16 protein-coding genes and 1 pseudogene are annotated in these 15,446 nt (G+C 50.9%); 13 read left to right on the top strand and 4 right to left on the bottom strand.

All coding sequences use genetic code 11. The features are described 5' to 3' along the window. Nucleotides 1-36 precede the first annotated feature (36 nt). Entirely contained in the window at nt 37-1,047 is a 1,011-nt protein-coding gene (locus tag ACKLKD_RS11930; protein ID WP_025711158.1) for a GntR family transcriptional regulator, read from the bottom strand. Between the two features lie 319 nt (nt 1,048-1,366). Here ACKLKD_RS11930 and ACKLKD_RS11925 point away from each other — a divergent pair, with 319 nt between their 5' ends. Genes ACKLKD_RS11925 through ACKLKD_RS11885 form a run of 9 tightly spaced genes read left to right on the top strand, consistent with a single transcriptional unit; the run spans nt 1,367 to nt 9,330 of the window. Then, nucleotides 1,367-2,773, top strand: a complete 1,407-nt coding sequence (locus ACKLKD_RS11925) for an amidase family protein (RefSeq protein ID WP_080924878.1) — start codon at nt 1,367-1,369, stop codon at nt 2,771-2,773. Nucleotides 2,774-2,775: 2 nt separating this feature from the next. Further along, on the top strand, nt 2,776-3,657 hold the full coding sequence (locus ACKLKD_RS11920; RefSeq protein WP_025711155.1) for a polysaccharide deacetylase family protein: 882 nt from the start codon (nt 2,776-2,778) through the stop codon (nt 3,655-3,657). A gap of 32 nt (nt 3,658-3,689) precedes the next feature. Further along, a complete protein-coding gene (locus ACKLKD_RS11915) occupies nt 3,690-5,063 on the top strand; it encodes an MFS transporter (RefSeq protein ID WP_080897509.1) in 1,374 nt (457 codons plus the stop codon). Between the two features lie 9 nt (nt 5,064-5,072). Continuing rightward, nucleotides 5,073-5,849: an SDR family NAD(P)-dependent oxidoreductase gene (locus ACKLKD_RS11910; RefSeq protein WP_077253999.1), complete on the top strand. Its 777-nt coding sequence runs from the start codon at nt 5,073-5,075 to the stop codon at nt 5,847-5,849. A gap of 9 nt (nt 5,850-5,858) precedes the next feature. After that, nucleotides 5,859-6,605 (top strand): SDR family NAD(P)-dependent oxidoreductase, encoded by a 747-nt coding sequence (locus ACKLKD_RS11905; RefSeq protein ID WP_080897510.1) that lies wholly within the window; start codon nt 5,859-5,861, stop codon nt 6,603-6,605. Between the two features lie 10 nt (nt 6,606-6,615). Next, nucleotides 6,616-6,927, top strand: a complete 312-nt coding sequence (locus ACKLKD_RS11900; RefSeq protein WP_080897511.1) for a hypothetical protein — start codon at nt 6,616-6,618, stop codon at nt 6,925-6,927. Further along, nucleotides 6,917-7,939 (top strand): CobW family GTP-binding protein, encoded by a 1,023-nt coding sequence (locus tag ACKLKD_RS11895; protein WP_080924877.1) that lies wholly within the window; start codon nt 6,917-6,919, stop codon nt 7,937-7,939. Before ACKLKD_RS11900 ends, ACKLKD_RS11895 begins: the two co-directional genes overlap by 11 nt. A 4-nt stretch (nt 7,940-7,943) precedes the next feature. After that, nucleotides 7,944-9,134, top strand: a complete 1,191-nt coding sequence (locus tag ACKLKD_RS11890) for an ABC transporter substrate-binding protein (RefSeq protein ID WP_080897513.1) — start codon at nt 7,944-7,946, stop codon at nt 9,132-9,134. A 40-nt stretch (nt 9,135-9,174) separates the two neighbouring features. Then, nucleotides 9,175-9,330 carry a hypothetical protein gene (locus ACKLKD_RS11885; protein ID WP_165931753.1) on the top strand — a complete coding sequence of 52 codons (156 nt, stop codon included), beginning with the start codon at nt 9,175-9,177 and terminating at the stop codon, nt 9,328-9,330. A gap of 173 nt (nt 9,331-9,503) precedes the next feature. Here the strand turns inward: ACKLKD_RS11885 and ACKLKD_RS11880 are convergent, their stop codons facing one another. Continuing rightward, nucleotides 9,504-10,865: a HEPN/Toprim-associated domain-containing protein gene (locus ACKLKD_RS11880; protein ID WP_080897514.1), complete on the bottom strand. Its 1,362-nt coding sequence runs from the start codon at nt 10,863-10,865 to the stop codon at nt 9,504-9,506. A gap of 884 nt (nt 10,866-11,749) precedes the next feature. Here ACKLKD_RS11880 and ACKLKD_RS11875 point away from each other — a divergent pair. From ACKLKD_RS11875 to ACKLKD_RS11860, 4 genes and pseudogenes are all read left to right on the top strand, one after another. After that, nucleotides 11,750-12,688: a hypothetical protein gene (locus tag ACKLKD_RS11875; protein ID WP_075324470.1), complete on the top strand. Its 939-nt coding sequence runs from the start codon at nt 11,750-11,752 to the stop codon at nt 12,686-12,688. Nucleotides 12,689-12,766: 78 nt separating this feature from the next. Further along, nucleotides 12,767-13,246 carry a hypothetical protein gene (locus tag ACKLKD_RS11870; RefSeq protein ID WP_047063037.1) on the top strand — a complete coding sequence of 160 codons (480 nt, stop codon included), beginning with the start codon at nt 12,767-12,769 and terminating at the stop codon, nt 13,244-13,246. A 21-nt stretch (nt 13,247-13,267) separates the two neighbouring features. Then, nucleotides 13,268-14,080: a TIGR02391 family protein gene (locus tag ACKLKD_RS11865; RefSeq protein ID WP_047063039.1), complete on the top strand. Its 813-nt coding sequence runs from the start codon at nt 13,268-13,270 to the stop codon at nt 14,078-14,080. A 9-nt stretch (nt 14,081-14,089) separates the two neighbouring features. Further along, nucleotides 14,090-14,245, top strand: a pseudogene (locus ACKLKD_RS11860) (restriction endonuclease); the annotation flags it as partial. Between the two features lie 209 nt (nt 14,246-14,454). Here ACKLKD_RS11860 and ACKLKD_RS11855 read toward each other — a convergent pair. Together ACKLKD_RS11855 and ACKLKD_RS11850 are read right to left on the bottom strand one after the other, a co-directional pair. Next, the gene (locus ACKLKD_RS11855; protein ID WP_044784805.1) at nt 14,455-15,075 is read right to left on the bottom strand and encodes a hypothetical protein; all 621 of its coding nucleotides are present in this window, start codon (nt 15,073-15,075) and stop codon (nt 14,455-14,457) included. Nucleotides 15,076-15,077: 2 nt separating this feature from the next. Beyond that, nucleotides 15,078-15,377: a DUF2188 domain-containing protein gene (locus ACKLKD_RS11850; protein WP_050310681.1), complete on the bottom strand. Its 300-nt coding sequence runs from the start codon at nt 15,375-15,377 to the stop codon at nt 15,078-15,080. Between the last annotated feature and the right edge of the window lie 69 nt (nt 15,378-15,446).

Genomic DNA, 15,446 nt, shown 5'->3' with positions numbered 1-15,446 from the left:
TGGCGGGCTGACCACCGTCTGCGGGACGCCATCTGTTTAGTTCGCTTCCATAAAATCGGGTAACTCGGGGACAGGCAGCACGGAAAGCACTTTTAAACGCTGAAGCGTCCGGGATTGCGCGCGTTCAAGGTGATCTTTCAGGCAGGCGGCCGCCAGCGCCCAGTTTCCTTTCAGCAACATGTCATACACCAGAGCGTGTTCTTCCAGCGTGGCGGTTTCTACCGGAATGGCCAGTAAATCATAGAAGATACGCGTGATGATGAAAGGGGACTGATGCTGGCGCAGGATCTGCATCATCAGCTTATTACCTGCCTGTTCGAGGCAGCGGATGTGAAGATCTTCTTCCAGTAACTCCAGTTCCGCGGCGGTCAATTGTCGACCTTTATAACCCTGCGTCTTTTGCAACATAGAAGCCAGCCACGCCGACGGAAGATGAGGGCCTGCCTTGCACAGCGCTGCGGGTTCAAGGCTGGCGCGGATCTCGAAGTGATCGGCGATTTCGCGCGCGGTAAGCGGGCCGGTCAACCACTGTGAGTAAGGTTCTTTTTCTACCAGTCCCTTGTCGCGCAAACGCATCAGACTTTCACGGATCACCGAGCGGCTAACATTATAATATTGTGCCGCTTTTTGCTCATTTACCGAGTAACAGCCAAATACCATCGCTGTTGAGAGTACAACCTGCAGGTTTTCCAGCACCTTTTCACCACTGGTACGGGTATCCACCAGGGGCTGCTGCTCGTCAAGGCCGAAGAGCTCCCTGGTCAGGGCAAGGCGCAATGGCTCGACCTCTTCGTCAGGCTGCGCCACGATAAAACCACGCCCCTCGAAGCGGGTAATTAACCCTTCTTCATGTAACAGACTGAGCGCCCGACGCACTGGCACCCGGCTGGTACCGAATAATTGTGCTAACGGACCTTCCAGAAGCACCAGCCCCTTGGGCACTCGCTGGGCAACCAGAATATGACGTAAAAACTGACGAATAACTTCATAGCGCGCAGCGGCGGTGTCTTCCGTTGCCGCATGCGAAGGGTTTGTCTGCATGACCATATGTTCGATCCTTACCTCATCAAACTTACCTTATCACATCCTGAGCAGTGTCATACCAACGCCCATCATTGGCACCGCGCTGGTGCAGGCTGCCCATTAATGGATCATCACATACAATGTACATTTAAAGCACTCGCTCATGACGTTCCCTTCTAACTGTTATTGCACTACTCCAGCCGCTTATATCTTCTTGAAAATACATAATTAAAACAAAATTAACACACAATGATCACATTTTAGACACTTTTATGTCATTGCTCTGGCACTTGTTTTGCTATGTTTAAATGGATTTTTATTTAAATATACATTTAAGGGTGATATGAACGCGAATACGATTCGCCTGCAATTTCAGCAGGGGCAAATTGATGCCTGTGCCATTGCCGCGCTGTTTGCCAGCGGCCAGCTGTCGCCACTTGCGTTTACGGAAGCCTGCCTGACGGCGGCAAAAGAGACCCAGGGGATTTTTATTACGCTGACTCCCGAACGCGCCCGTCAGGAGGCTGCCGCCTCGACGCAGCGCTGGCGTAAGGGCGCGCCGCTGAGCCCGCTGGACGGTATCCCGGTCTGCTGGAAAGATTTATTCGATATCATCGGGACCCGAACCACTGCAGGTTCCGCAACCCGTCTGGATGCGCCTCTCGCGACACACGATGCCGGAATGGTAGCGCGCCTGACGCAGGCGGGAATGGTGACTATCGGCAAAACCAATCTGAGTGAGTTTGCCTTTTCCGGCCTGGGTATTAACCCGACGTTTACCACCCCGGCATTACTGGCAACCGATGGCGAGGAACATGTTCCTGGCGGCTCTTCCAGTGGCGCGGCGCGAGCGGTTGCTCAAGGGGTGGCCTGTATTGCAATAGGAACGGACACCGCGGGTTCCGTGCGTATCCCTGCTGCGTTTAACGGAGCGATCGGTTTTCGCGCCAGCCGTCACCGCTATGACGCGAGCGGAGTGTTTCCCCTGGCGGCGTCTCTCGATACGCTCGGGCCTCTTTGTCGCAGCGTTCGCGATGCTTACGCCCTTGATGTCATTCTCTGTGGCGAGGAGACGACTTCGTCGCCGGTTCCACGGTTAATTGTCGATCCGGACATTCTCGACGCCGCTGATGCTAGCGTCCGTGACAACAGTGTCTCGTTGCTGTCCCGATTAGCGGCGTCAGGCGTTGTTGTTGAATATCGGTGCCTGCCAGCCTTTCATGAGGCACTTACCTGGATTGCTCACCATGGCTGGCCAGGGGCGATTGAAGCCTTTCAGTTACATGCCTCGCTGTTGGCATCACCGGCAGCAACGGCGATGGATCCGTTCATTCGCCGCCGGCTGCTGGCCTCCGGCACGATTGATCCGGCGGTGCTCACCAGCTTTATGCGTCTACGTCCGGTCTGGCAGCAGGCACTGGCTGAAGAACTCAATGGCGCGATTTTGGTGACCCCGACGGTCGCGCATACCGCGCCGCGACTGGCGCCCTTGCAGGCGGATGCCGAGACATTTGCCCTCGCCAATAGCGCCACGCTGCGCTTAACCATGCCAGGTAGTTTACTGGATATGCCCGGTCTCGCGGTGCCAAGCGGTACGACGATGAACGGCCTGTATACCAGTCTGCTTTTCTCTTCATCGAGCGGTGAAGATCGCTCGCTTTTAGGCGCTGCCTGTGCAGTAGCGCATCTGCTGGCGCCCTCCAAAGGTGATGGCGCCAATTCGTTATCCCTCAACTCAAAAGGAAAATAAACATGGCCAAAGAAATCCTTTGCGCATTTGGTGTGGACGTTGATGCCGTTGCCGGCTGGCTGGGGTCATACGGTGGCGAGGATTCACCAGATGATATCTCACGCGGCTTGTTTGCCGGGGAAGTGGGCGCGCCACGACTGCTGAAACTGTTCGCGGAGCAGCAATTACGTACGACGTGGTTTATTCCCGGGCATTCGATAGAGACCTTTCCGGAGCAGATGAAAGCGGTTGTGGAGGCAGGGCATGAAGTGGGGATCCATGGTTATAGCCATGAGAACCCGATTGCCATGACGCCGGCCCAGGAGGAAGCCGTGCTGGATCGTAGCATCGAACTGGTGACGCAGTTAGCCGGTAAACGCCCAACCGGGTATGTGGCGCCGTGGTGGGAATTTAGCAATGTGACTAACGAGCTGCTGTTAAAAAAGGGCATTAAATACGACCACAGTCTGATGCACAACGACTTCCATCCGTACTATGTCAGGGTAGGTGACAGCTGGACAAAAATCGACTACAGCAAGCATCCCGATGCGTGGATGAAACCATTGCAGCGCGGAGAGGAGACCGATCTGGTTGAAATTCCAGCCAACTGGTATCTCGACGATCTGCCACCGATGATGTTTATCAAAAAATCCCCTAATAGCCATGGCTTCGTCAACCCACGCCATCTGGAGGAGATGTGGCGCGACCAGTTCGACTGGGTCTATCGCGAAAATGATTACGCCGTCTTCACCATGACTATCCATCCCGATGTTTCCGGCCGTCCCCAGGTGTTGTTGATGCTTGAACGCCTGATTCAGTACATCCGTAGCCACGATGGCGTTCGCTTCGTGACCTTTGACGAAATTGCAGATGATTTTAAAGCGCGCAAACCGCGCTCGGCATAATGTCATTTACCCCCTGACAGAGGGATTACGCTATGAGCATTTTTAACAAAACCTCCGTAAACGGCTGGCAGCCGCAGCAGTTAACCATCAAGGATGTGAAATTTGCCACCTGGATTGCCTTTTTTGCCTGGGTTTTCGCTGTCTATGATTTCATCCTTTTTGGCACGTTGCTGCCGGAAATTGGTCTCCATTTTGGCTGGAATGAGGTTGAGCAAGCGGAAATCGCCACCTGGGTGGCGGTAGGCGGCGCAGTGATCGCGCTGGCGATTGGTCCGCTGGTCGATCGTCTGGGACGCCGGATGGGGATTGTCATTACCGTTGGCGGTGCCGCGTTGTGCTCATTACTGACCGCTGTGGGCGGCGCATGGGGCAAAGGTGCGCTGACGGCCATTCGCTCTGTCGCGGGGTTGGGATACGCGGAACAGACGGTGAACGCCACCTATTTATCGGAGCTGTATACCGCGCTCGACGATCCGAAGCTCAACAAACGTAAAGGGTTTGTCTACAGTCTTGTGCAAGGTGGCTGGCCGGTCGGCGCGCTGGTTGCTTCAGCATTGACCGCCATTTTAATGCCCATCATCGGCTGGCAGGGCAGCTTCATTTTTGCGGCATTACCTTCACTGGTCATCGCTGTGCTGGCGCTAAAACTTAAAGAAACACCTCAGTTCCAGGTACAAAAGAAAATCCAACATTTGCGTGAACAAGGGCAGGTCGCCGAAGCCCGTCAGGTCGCTCAGGATTATCAGATTTCATGGGAAGAACATCACCGCGGTGGGATTGCCGCAGCGTTTCGTGGTCCATCACTGCGCGCCACCCTGGTACTGGGGGCGGCGGTCCTGATTAACTGGTTTGCCATTCAGATTTTTAGCGTGCTCGGAACGACGGTCATCACCAAAACCCATGATGTTTCTTTTAACAACTCATTGCTTATCTTAATCCTGTCCAACCTCGTGGGCTATTGCGGTTACCTGGCTCACGGCTGGCTGGGCGACCGGATTGGGCGTCGTAACACTATCGCGGTCGGGTGGATGCTGGGCGGTGTGGCGTTTGCCGGCATGCTTTACTGTCCGGACAACTTTGCCACTATCGTCACGCTCTACAGTATTGGTCTGTTCTTCCTGATTGGTCCCTACGCCGCCGCGCTGTTTTTCATTAGCGAAAGCTTTCCTACCGCCATCCGTGCTACGGCAGGGGCGCTGATTGGCGCGATGGGACCGGTCGGGGCGATCATCGCCAGCGTTGGTACCACCGCGGTGTTAAGCCATGGAGGGCACTGGCAGGATGCTGCGCTGTGGTTTGGCGCCATACCCTGCTTTATCTCGGGTGGGGTGATGTGGCTGGCGCGTGGCGATGTCCAGCACGCGTCAGGGATGAACAAGACCGTTAATACGCAACCTCAGGCGTAAGGAGCAACGATGGAAACGACAAACATCAGTCAGCCAGTAGCGGCAATCAGTGGTGCGGCAAGCGGCATTGGTCTGGCGCTGGCCACCCTGTATGCCCGCCGCGGTGTGCGGGTGATCGCCGGTTACTACCCGGACGATCCGCATGACCCAACTGTCGCCGCTGCACAGGTTGAGGAGGCTGGTGGCGATGCGCTCTGGCTACCGCTGAACGTCGCCGATACGGCGTCGGTTGATACGTTTATAGCGCAAGGCGTCGCTCATTTTGGCCGCCTTGATTATGTTATCGCCAATGCCGGGATCTTACGCTGTGCCTCTATTGAAGAGATGAGCGACGAGCGCTGGAGCGAAATGCTTAACGTAGACTTAACCGGCGTGATGCGGTGTTTCCGGGCGGCTTCGCCACGGCTGGTCAGCGGCGGAAGCCTGGTCGCGATCTCATCGATTGCCGGGGGCGTCTATGGCTGGCAGGAGCACGCGCACTACGCGGCGGCGAAAGCCGCGGTCCCCGGGCTCTGTCGCTCACTGGCCGTTGAGCTTGCACCACGAGGTATCCGCTGCAACGCCGTGATCCCAGGGTTGATTGAAACCCCACAGTCGCTGGATAAACAGAACTCACTGGGGCCGGAGGGGCTGGCAAAAGCAGCCAGATCGATTCCACTGGGGCGGGTTGGCTGTCCGGATGATATTGCTCGCGTAGTGGCTTTTCTCACCAGCGACGAAAGCCGCTATCTGACCGGGCAAAGCCTTATTGTTGACGGTGGTTTGACCGTCCGCTGGCCGGATTAAGGAGCCACTATGCAGTTGCGAAACAGACGTTGTGTGGTGACGGGGGCGGCAAGTGGTATCGGCGAGGCTATCGCACTGCTTTTTGCCGGCGAAGGGGCACGACTGATACTTACCGACCGGGACCGTAAAAAACTGGAAGGGGTGGTACAGCGTTGTCGGTTAATTGGGGCGCAATGTTATGGCGTGGTGGCTGACGTTGGCGAGGTCGACGGGGCAACGGCTGGCGTGGATGCCTGCCTGGGGCACTATGAGGGGATTGACGTTCTGGTCAACAATGCGGGCATGCTTACCCAGGCTCCCTGCACCGATATCACCCTGGAGATGTGGGAAACCATGATGGCCGTCGATCTGCGCAGCGTGTTTCTGGCCTGCCAGCGAGCTCTGCCAGTGATGTTGAGCCAACGCCGGGGGCGTATTATCAATATCGCTTCCCAACTGGGCATCAAAGGTGGGGCAGAGCTGTGTCACTATGCGGCCGCTAAGGCTGGCGTAATTGGCCTGACGAAATCACTGGCGCTGGAAGTCTCCAGCCACAATGTGCTGGTAAACGCTATCGCACCCGGACCGATTGAAACCCCGCTTATTGAGGGGATCCACCAGGCGTGGAAGACGGCAAAAACGGCGGAGCTGCCGCTGGGGCGCTTTGGGCGAGCAGAAGAAGTTGCGCCGGTGGCGCTGCTGCTGGCCAGCGAGCCAGGGGGAAATCTGTTCGTTGGCCAGACGCTGGGGCCTAATTCGGGTGATGTGATGCCTTGAGGAGTAGATGATGTGCGGAGTATGCGGCCTGCTTGATAACGGGCCGCAGTGGAGCGATCCGCTGCGGCAGGATATTCCCCTACGCCAGCTGCGCCTGCGGCAGCTGGCATTACTAAACCGTACGCTGAAGCCCTGGCGCCTCTCGCTGACGGAATTTCATGGTCAATGGCTGCTGGCCAGCCCGACGGGACAACAGGTGCTGGTCCACTCCCTGGATCGGTTGTGGAAAGAAGCAGAGAAGATGCTGCATCAGGCGATCGATCCGCTCGATGATGCCTGGTTAGCCTCGCTTGAGGCCAAAGGGGAAGCCTATGCCTGCTGAAGAGAAATTACCCCTCCATGTGCTGAGCGGGTTTCTGGGTAGCGGTAAAACAACGCTGCTGAAAAACTGGCTCACCCGGCAGGACGTGAACGACATTGCTCTGCTGGTGAATGAGTTTGGCGAGGTCGGGATCGACCATCATCTGCTTCACGAAGTCGCGCCGGATACCGTGTTATTGCCGAGCGGTTGCGTATGCTGTCAGATTCGGGGGGAATTGCAGGCCGCTCTGCTGGCGCTTTATGAACGGCGGGCGCGCGGCCTGATCCCGCCGTTTCGCTATGTGGTTCTGGAAACCAGCGGGCTGGCTGATCCGGCTCCCATCTTATCGACGCTTCTCCACGATCGTCAGTTGCAGAGCCATTTCACGCCAGGGACGCTGGTCACACTTGTCGATGCGGAACATGCCCACCGTCAAGCCGATCTTCAGCCCGAGTGGCTGGCGCAGGTGACGGCAGCGGACAAACTGCTGGTGAGTAAGAGCGATCGCGTTGCCCCCGAGGAGACGGTGACACTCCAGCAGTGGCTGCGTCAGCTTAATCCGCTGGCGGAAGTGGGCACTACGCGGCTGGCGCAGGATACCCCGGACTGGCTGTTCCGAAGTGAAGTGTTTCGCGGCTCTCATGAACAACGTTTCCGCTGGTTAGGGTCATGTGCTGACAACACGTTTTCGTTGCTGCCAAAGCGCGATGGCGGGGCGCATCCCACGACAGAAACGTGCGTGATTTCGCTTGAGCAGTCGCTAAACTGGCCCGCTTTTGCTATCTGGTTATCCATGCTATTACATTGCCATGGTGGCGCGGTGCTGAGAATGAAAGGCATTTTGCGCGTGAGCGACAGCGATAGTCCGGTGGTTATTCATGGTGTACAGCATACGTTGCATCCTCCGGTGCATTTGGATGACTGGCCGGGAGCGTTAAGCCGTTCAACGTTGGTATTTATATTACGTGGACTGGAGGCGCATCGCTTGCAGCAGGCCTTTAGCCGCTTTATGCAAGTATTACAGGAGTCCTGAAGGGATGAGTTCTGCGGCGATTATTTCTCCCCCATTAACGCTTCGGGTTTTGGGCACATCGGTGACGTTACTGGAGATATTGCGCGTTCGCGCTGAGCAGGAGCTGGGGATCAAGATCGAATACCTGCTGCATAGCGTGGAAGATGCCCAGCGCATCGCGGTTATGCAGCCTGAAAGTTACGATCTCTATGACCAGTGGTTTCATAATATCGATTTTGTCTGGCCGGCACGTGCTATTCAGCCGCTGGAGGTGAAGCGGCTGAAATATTGGGACGAAGTAAACGAACTGGCGAAGCAGGGCACGCTGAACGGCGTTGTCGCCGATGGCAGTGTACCGTCCCAGCGCTTGTACGTTCAACGGGATCGCCATTTAAGCAGCCAGCCGAGCGATCTCATCAGTATGCTGCCATTGACGCATAATGCCGATAGCTTTGCCTATCATGTCGACCGTCTTCCCGAGGCGCTTCAGCAGGAAGAAGAGAGTTGGGGATGGTTGCTGCATAATGCGCTCACTGGCGCGGTCGCCCTGCAGGAGGATGCGGCTATGGGAGGGATCGATGCCGCTCTGGCTATGCAGGGCGCGGGGATGGCGCAGTTTGCCGATATTGGCAATCTGACACTGGAAGAGATCGATGTTTTGACTCAAGGATTAGCCCATCTTAATCGCCAGGGACATTTTGCCGCATTCTGGTCGTCCCAGGATCAGGCATGCGATTTAATCGATAATCGATGCGTTGAGGTCCAGAGTTTATGGGCTCCCATCTATTTCCGGCGCCATTTCCATCAGCGAGGCTATAAAATGGCGCGCCCGCGAGAAGGCTATCGGGCGTGGTATGGCGGCATGTCGCTGTCTCGCTGCGTGACCGGGAAGGTAAAAGAAGCGGCCTATGATTACCTTAACTGGTGGCAGTCTGGTTGGCCCGGCGCAGTAATGGCCCGGCAGGGGTATTATATTTCCAACCCGCAGCGGAGCCGCGCTTGTCTGTCGCAGGCCGAATGGGATTATTGGTATGCAGGAAAACCGGCCGCTGAATTACTCCTGGATGCCTCTGGCGCGCCGCTGATTCCTGCGGGTGAACGTCGGGATGGTGGAAGCTACGAGCAGCGGATGGGACATATTGCGGTATGGAATTCGGTGATGGATGAACATAACTATCTGACGCGACGCTGGCAGGAGGCACTAATGCGCCGCTAACCCTTATGCGGCCGGACTGGCCAGAGGGGAGGCCGGTCTGATGAAAGCTCAAAAGCAAAAAGCCTGCTCGAAAGCAGGCTTTTTAAATTTGGCTCCTCTGACTGGGATCGCCTTTGCCAGTAACTGGCTAATAAATAAGCTAAACCTGAAAACTCTCCCTGTCAAGACCACCAGAATGACCACCAATCAAAACTGATTAAATAAAACTGATTAGAGCGGTCTCGTGCATTTGGTGATCGCTACTATTGTCACATCTATAAGGGCTGTCTGTTCTGTGCCAGAAACGGACACCCAATATGTCGTATTGTAATATTTGAATGACGTGATACACAATATTATTTTCAGGTTGTTAAAAATAATTCAATGGAGTTAAACTTTTTCTTCAGTCCATATATTTGGATAGTGACTCTTTATTTTTTCAATACGTATTGCTCCAGATAATTTGGAACAAGCATCAATGATCGCATTAAGCAAAGCCTCAAGTTTGGAGGTGTCATATTTACTTTCGATAAGCTTAGCTTCTGATGTATCAAGATATCTTTTTGCGTAATACTCTTTAAATTCAAGTGCGCCTTGATACATCCCGGTCTCTTTTTTATAGTTAGTCCATCTAACAGTGTATGAGTCATATTCACTATATGTTAAATCCAAGTAACACTCTATAGCGGCAGCAGTTCCATTAATATTGGATAAGGTTAGGCCGTCTGGGCCACAAGTAGGGAAACTTTCAAACTCCTTAAGATTCGGAAGACATATGCAACTCATATTATGAGGAAGCTTCATCTTTATGATTTTCTTGAAAGCTTCAACCCCTTCACTATCATTGTCGAGTACAAAAATGATTTGGTTCTGTACATCAATTTTTACTAATCCCTCAGCAAACTTTGATAATCCCCCAGTGCCGGGGAATGGATGGCCAGATGTTACATCGATGAAACGAAAAAATTCACAAACGCTAGGCTTAATTAGCTTAAATGCCTTTTGTAATATATGTGAGTCCGAGGAACCTTCAGTTGCTATGAGAAAAGAATTTTCACGGTTAATTTCAGTTTTTATTTGGTTAATGTGAACCCATCCGTTAGCGACTATTTCCCCATAGTCCCACTCGACATACTCACTAAGATTATGTTTGTTTTCACTTAAAAGTTTGATCATAGAGTATGGATGAAGTATGTTTATGACACTGAAAAACGCTGTTTTTTCTGACCAGTAAAAGTTGTTATAAGGATCATAGAGAGGAATTCTTTTTAAAATGTCGTTAGGGAATAACTTCAAAATGAAATTATCATTCTCTGTTTTTTTTGAATTATCAAAGTCGATATCTTTATCGTTTAACTCCCCCAGAACATAGCTCTTAAGTAAGCCCAGAAACTCATCAAAACTAAAAAGATTTTCTAAAGGTTCCCAATTATCGGGATAGGCTTCAATCATTTCGTTTCTTTGATAAACCTCATGCTTTACAAGATTTTCATATTCCGCACGAATAGCAGTAAGAGAAAAACCAAGTAACTCAACCCGTTCAACTACTGCTGCAAGAGGCTTCCTGAGTACGGTCCACTGAAGGCGTCTTTCTTCATCAATTTCATCGGTTTCTTCGAGATCATAGCGTTCGTGCTGAGGTATCATTATGTGGTCGGTTGACTGGAACAATGCACCATGATCAACACCTAAGCTATTTTTACTCCAATCTAGCGTTGCACCTGAAACCTTAAGTGAAATTTCCGTGCCCATAATTCCTCTTTTAAACTGTTGGCAATCACTTAATTAAACCATCAGGAATATCATCTGTCATCAACTATGCTATGAAATTACAAGCGGTATAATGTCTTCAAAATTCAAAGTGAATATCAATCATTATAAATTAATCCAAGGGCAGAACCAAGCGATCGGCTCGTTGCAGATTATCGCGCTGTAAGTTACGTATTGCACCATCGGAGGTGAGAACAATTATGAGCTTCCACTTTTTGCTCATAGCGGATCTGACAGCCAACAGGACTGGCCGCTTTGTGCCCGCAGTAGGCGTTGCTAACGGCGTAATGTGTCACTCAACGCGGAGCAGTCAAACTAATTAATAGACTTTGTCTCTTCCCTAAATTTGTTTGGTAAACACAGTCAATCAGTGGGTAGCATCATCTACATATTTTTAGACGGACTTTTGGCTTTCAGATGTTGACACGAGGGGCTTACTTGAGCACTTTGAGTCATTCTTCCATCTCGGCCAGGTCCCGCACAACGCATCGTAGCGTCAGATTAAAGCGAGGCGGAAATTCACTTCCGCACCCATCTCGTAGATAGTCGTTTTGGCTACAAGGCCAATCTCAATCTGCCTCAGCTCTTGGCGACGGATTGTGTTAAGAAATAGCAGAACGCCGTTTTTGATTAATTGAGACAGGTCGTTAAGGACACTCGATCCGGAGATTTGTTTTGTGCGCGAGCTACAGTGCTGCTGTCGCGTCCAGTTTACTAATAAGTTATTCTGCATTTCAAACTCCGTGGGCATTTGGCGAAGCAAGGTTTGCCACCAATATTTGGTGCTTTTCATTGGGTAACGGCGGAAATTCACAGGGACGTAGTAAGGTTTACCGAAGACTAATAGCAACAGAAAAGGAGCGAGTATGGCGACGATAACGGTTTCTCCGGTTCATTTTGAGGACTACAGTGGTATCCAGTTCGAGCGCCTAGTTTTTGCATACCACCTGCGCGCGGGTTGGCATGATCTGATTTGGCACGGTCAATCAGGAGGTGATCAAGGGCGAGATATCTCGGGTATTGAACCATTTGATGACCAGCCAGCACGTAAGACCATCATCCAATGCGCGAACCGAGACACATTGACACTGGCAAAAGCCAAGAGCGACATGAGTAAGTCGATTAAAGCAACTGGCAGTGTCCCAGACGTCTTTAAGTTCGTCTCTCGTGGTGCGGTCTCGGATGCTGGCAGAACGCGCATCGAGCAAGCAGCAGCTTCCTTGGGCGTCAGGCATGTAACGATATGGTCGGGCGTAGAGTTCGAAGAAAACTTGCGTCTTCGTGCTGAATATCTGCTGCACCGTTTTGTCCAGGGCGTCGAGTTTCCTGATGTTGAAGCTGATATTCAAAAATTCACGGATGATTTTCCCGACCTTTCCGACGCCGATGTTCTGCAACTGATGGCTGCCGTATTTGACCGGCCAGCATTTCGCACACCGTTTCAACAAGAAAGTTCTCTCCCTGCTTTTCAGAAGGCAATCGAAGATACCATTGGCGCACTAAATACAGGTTTGTGGAGAACGCGTGAGGGCGTCGAGATCAGGCGCATTCCTTCGATCCACCATCTCAAAAATCAACGCATCCAGACAGTGATGGGAAAAGTGGTTCGTCAGGTCGACCAACTGCGGCGCATCTTCGTAACTCGGCTTAAGGAAGGGGAAATCAGACCTTGTGGATGTGGTCAGCCCGATTGCCCCACGTTTACGCTCACGCAACGCGTGGCTGACGAGCTAGACGACGCGAGACAGAGAATCCTCACGACGTTTCAATCAGTGTATACTTCCTTCAGTGTGAGCCTTAGTTAGGCAATGAAAAATGGAACCTACAGCGTACTCATTCTTCTTGAAAGCCCAATATAATTTCTTAAGTATGCGAATGTGATGATGGCACTGACCCCGGAACAAATTCACTACCTCAACCAATATGCACCAGGCGAAGCTGTGTCACATGCATTATCCGAGCTACTATTCATTGATCATGATCTTCTCGGTATCGATGCTAACGAACGGTCGATTACCTTTCGCTTTGCGATGTACCTCCAACAATGTTTCCCCGGTTGGACTGTAGATTGCGAATACAACCGGGACAGCATTGACCCTAAACGGCTCAGACATTTGGAACTTTATCCAGACAGCGAAGACGTTGAGGCAAAGACAGTATTTCCTGATGTGATCGTGCATCGGCGAGGTACACGACAGAATCATTTGGTCTTGGAGTTCAAAAAATCAACGAGTCGCGTAGATAGAGAGATCGATCTACTAAAACTTCGAGGTTATAAGCAGCAGCTTGGTTACGAGCACGCTCTGTTTGTGGAGGTCGGCACCGAAGGGCAATCGATCATCACGGCGCTCGAGTGGGTCTGAGAGGTGATAGAAAGATAATTCATGATACGTATTCCATCATTCAACTCTCAGCACCTTGAGGCCGCCTGTCGCGTCCTTGCTGATACCGAACGTGGCTTGAGTGGGTCGCAGATCGAGCGACTGCTACAAGAAATTAAAGTTGCTGACACATCGCCAGGAATGACAAAGTGGAAACGTCTGTTTAATGCGCTCGCAGGTGCGCAGAACCAGTATCAGGTCGGCAACCATCTTATTATGTTCATTAACCGTGCGATGAACCCGGTTAATTATGCCCGTGATCCATCGGTGTTTGCCTGGCGACGTGATGAACTCAATGTTGTCCTGGCTTTTTCCGGTTTTTATATCCGTGAGGATGGTAAGGTCGCGAGCGCCGCTAAAGTAACGACTCTGGATTCTGCTCGAGCCCGCGCCGGGCGACTTAAGGCTGCACTCGAAAGCCGTGCTGTGCATGCGGAAGTTTTGAACTATTGCCGTGCCGAACTTCTTGACGAAAACTATTTTCATGCCGTCTTCGAGGCGACGAAGGGGGTTGCGGAACGTATTCGTCAGTTGTCCGGGTTGAGCGGTGATGGTGCTGACTTGGTGAACAAGGCATTTACCGGACAACAACCTGTTCTGACTTTGGGATCGCTTACCACCGACTCAGAAAAGAGCGAACAGAAAGGTTTTGCGAATCTACTGATTGGTCTATTCGGCGCTGTGCGCAATCCACTAGCCCATGCGCCTAAGAAGAATTGGCCCATGTCTGAACTGGATGCGCTGGACATCCTTACGTTGGTTTCGCTTATTCATCGCAAGCTGGATGGCACACACAAAAAAATAGCCTCCCCATAGGAGAGTTGCATGAGCTATACGGACTGGCGAGTTTATCAGGAGGCCATTGTAGAGGTATTTAGACGTCTTGGATGTAATGCTCTGATTGACTATAGAGGCAAAGGCAATCGAGCGGCTCATGATATTGACGTCTTCGCGATCTTTCTTCGACCGGGTAGTGGATGTCGAATCGTGGCGGTGGGAGGGTAAGTAAACGCTAAAACGAATAATTTATTATTGGCGTTATTACAATATATCGAATGGCCTTATTAGAGGAATATAAATTCTGATATTTTAATCCATTAGTACAACCGGCTATCTTCATTTATCTCGGAGGCAATGCTGTTATTCATGTTTCATTAAGGGGCATATGGATTGATTGCCCCTGTTTAGAGTTATGCTGCTGCTGCATAAAACTCTATGTAACATTCAATAATGCTGGTTTTATCATTAAAAGTAAGCTCATGCTCAACTAGTTGTAGTTGAGCACACAGCGCTGGCTTAATTCCTAAGAATCTACGGTAGTCTTCAATAATTATTGCTGCAGATGGGATTCTCTGAACGATTCTGTATGAGGATAAACAGTCCCTTATGATTTTTATGAATTTTTCAGGGCTATTGTCATGTGACATAATGTCTTGTCCTGAAATATCTGAAATATATTTTTGATATCGATATTTTTCATTGTCGACAATAATTGCTAGTTTGCTTTTTTGATTTTTACTCGAGCCAAATTTTTTAGCACCAAGAAATAACCCTAGTTCCAATGGCATGTTAAATCTAGGCAAATTATTGACGTGATCTAATTCAGTTCTAGATATGTCATGGATTCCAATTTTACAATCCTTGATTATGCGATTTATTTTATCGAGCCGTTGATCACCAGCGTCATTTATTTCCAATGCGCATCGAGGTTTAAAATTACAACGGTAAACTGCAAACAATGCTGCATCAATAAAATCAGTGTAAGCATCGTCAAATGGGCAGTTTATAAAAACATTAGTCTCATAGCTCATACTTACGCCTTGTTTTTTTCTAAGTTGTCAGCAAGGATTTTAAATATCTCTTTCTTAGCTATTCTGTTGCTAGTATTTGCCCTTTTAATGTTCCAATTTTCGCTGTTCTGGCTAATGACATCACGTATTTTTCCATCTGCAGAATGAATGGACACAATCCCTCCATTTTTAATTAAATTTCTTGCTGCCTCTATAGCATCTTTTTGTGTCCTGTAATTTTGACTGGTAGCTATCTTTTCATTTTTGGCCGACAATATTCGCCAATCAGCGCCAGATTTAACAATGGTATAGTAGTTTTTCATGAACTCCCCCATTCAGTTAGAAAAATTAAGGCACGAGCTGCTTTAAGATTCAGCATACCTTACAGCCTA

The sequence above is a fragment of the Klebsiella sp. 10982 genome (genome assembly GCF_048589245.1).
Lineage (GTDB): Bacteria > Pseudomonadota > Gammaproteobacteria > Enterobacterales > Enterobacteriaceae > Klebsiella > Klebsiella quasivariicola.
Note: the sequence above shows the minus strand (reverse complement) of the source record. Positions and strands in the feature narration are given on the sequence as shown.

Excerpts from the sequence above, each read along its gene's own strand:
- ACKLKD_RS11930 (WP_025711158.1), bottom strand. The coding sequence starts at position 1,047 with ATGGTCATGCAGACAAACCCTTCGCATGCGGCAACGGAAGACACCGCC.
- ACKLKD_RS11925 (WP_080924878.1), top strand. The coding sequence starts at position 1,367 with ATGAACGCGAATACGATTCGCCTGCAATTTCAGCAGGGGCAAATTGAT.
- ACKLKD_RS11920 (WP_025711155.1), top strand. The coding sequence starts at position 2,776 with ATGGCCAAAGAAATCCTTTGCGCATTTGGTGTGGACGTTGATGCCGTT.
- ACKLKD_RS11915 (WP_080897509.1), top strand. The coding sequence starts at position 3,690 with ATGAGCATTTTTAACAAAACCTCCGTAAACGGCTGGCAGCCGCAGCAG.
- ACKLKD_RS11910 (WP_077253999.1), top strand. The coding sequence starts at position 5,073 with ATGGAAACGACAAACATCAGTCAGCCAGTAGCGGCAATCAGTGGTGCG.
- ACKLKD_RS11905 (WP_080897510.1), top strand. The coding sequence starts at position 5,859 with ATGCAGTTGCGAAACAGACGTTGTGTGGTGACGGGGGCGGCAAGTGGT.
- ACKLKD_RS11900 (WP_080897511.1), top strand. The coding sequence starts at position 6,616 with ATGTGCGGAGTATGCGGCCTGCTTGATAACGGGCCGCAGTGGAGCGAT.
- ACKLKD_RS11895 (WP_080924877.1), top strand. The coding sequence starts at position 6,917 with ATGCCTGCTGAAGAGAAATTACCCCTCCATGTGCTGAGCGGGTTTCTG.
- ACKLKD_RS11890 (WP_080897513.1), top strand. The coding sequence starts at position 7,944 with ATGAGTTCTGCGGCGATTATTTCTCCCCCATTAACGCTTCGGGTTTTG.
- ACKLKD_RS11885 (WP_165931753.1), top strand. The coding sequence starts at position 9,175 with ATGAAAGCTCAAAAGCAAAAAGCCTGCTCGAAAGCAGGCTTTTTAAAT.
- ACKLKD_RS11880 (WP_080897514.1), bottom strand. The coding sequence starts at position 10,865 with ATGGGCACGGAAATTTCACTTAAGGTTTCAGGTGCAACGCTAGATTGG.
- ACKLKD_RS11875 (WP_075324470.1), top strand. The coding sequence starts at position 11,750 with ATGGCGACGATAACGGTTTCTCCGGTTCATTTTGAGGACTACAGTGGT.
- ACKLKD_RS11870 (WP_047063037.1), top strand. The coding sequence starts at position 12,767 with ATGGCACTGACCCCGGAACAAATTCACTACCTCAACCAATATGCACCA.
- ACKLKD_RS11865 (WP_047063039.1), top strand. The coding sequence starts at position 13,268 with ATGATACGTATTCCATCATTCAACTCTCAGCACCTTGAGGCCGCCTGT.
- ACKLKD_RS11855 (WP_044784805.1), bottom strand. The coding sequence starts at position 15,075 with ATGAGCTATGAGACTAATGTTTTTATAAACTGCCCATTTGACGATGCT.
- ACKLKD_RS11850 (WP_050310681.1), bottom strand. The coding sequence starts at position 15,377 with ATGAAAAACTACTATACCATTGTTAAATCTGGCGCTGATTGGCGAATA.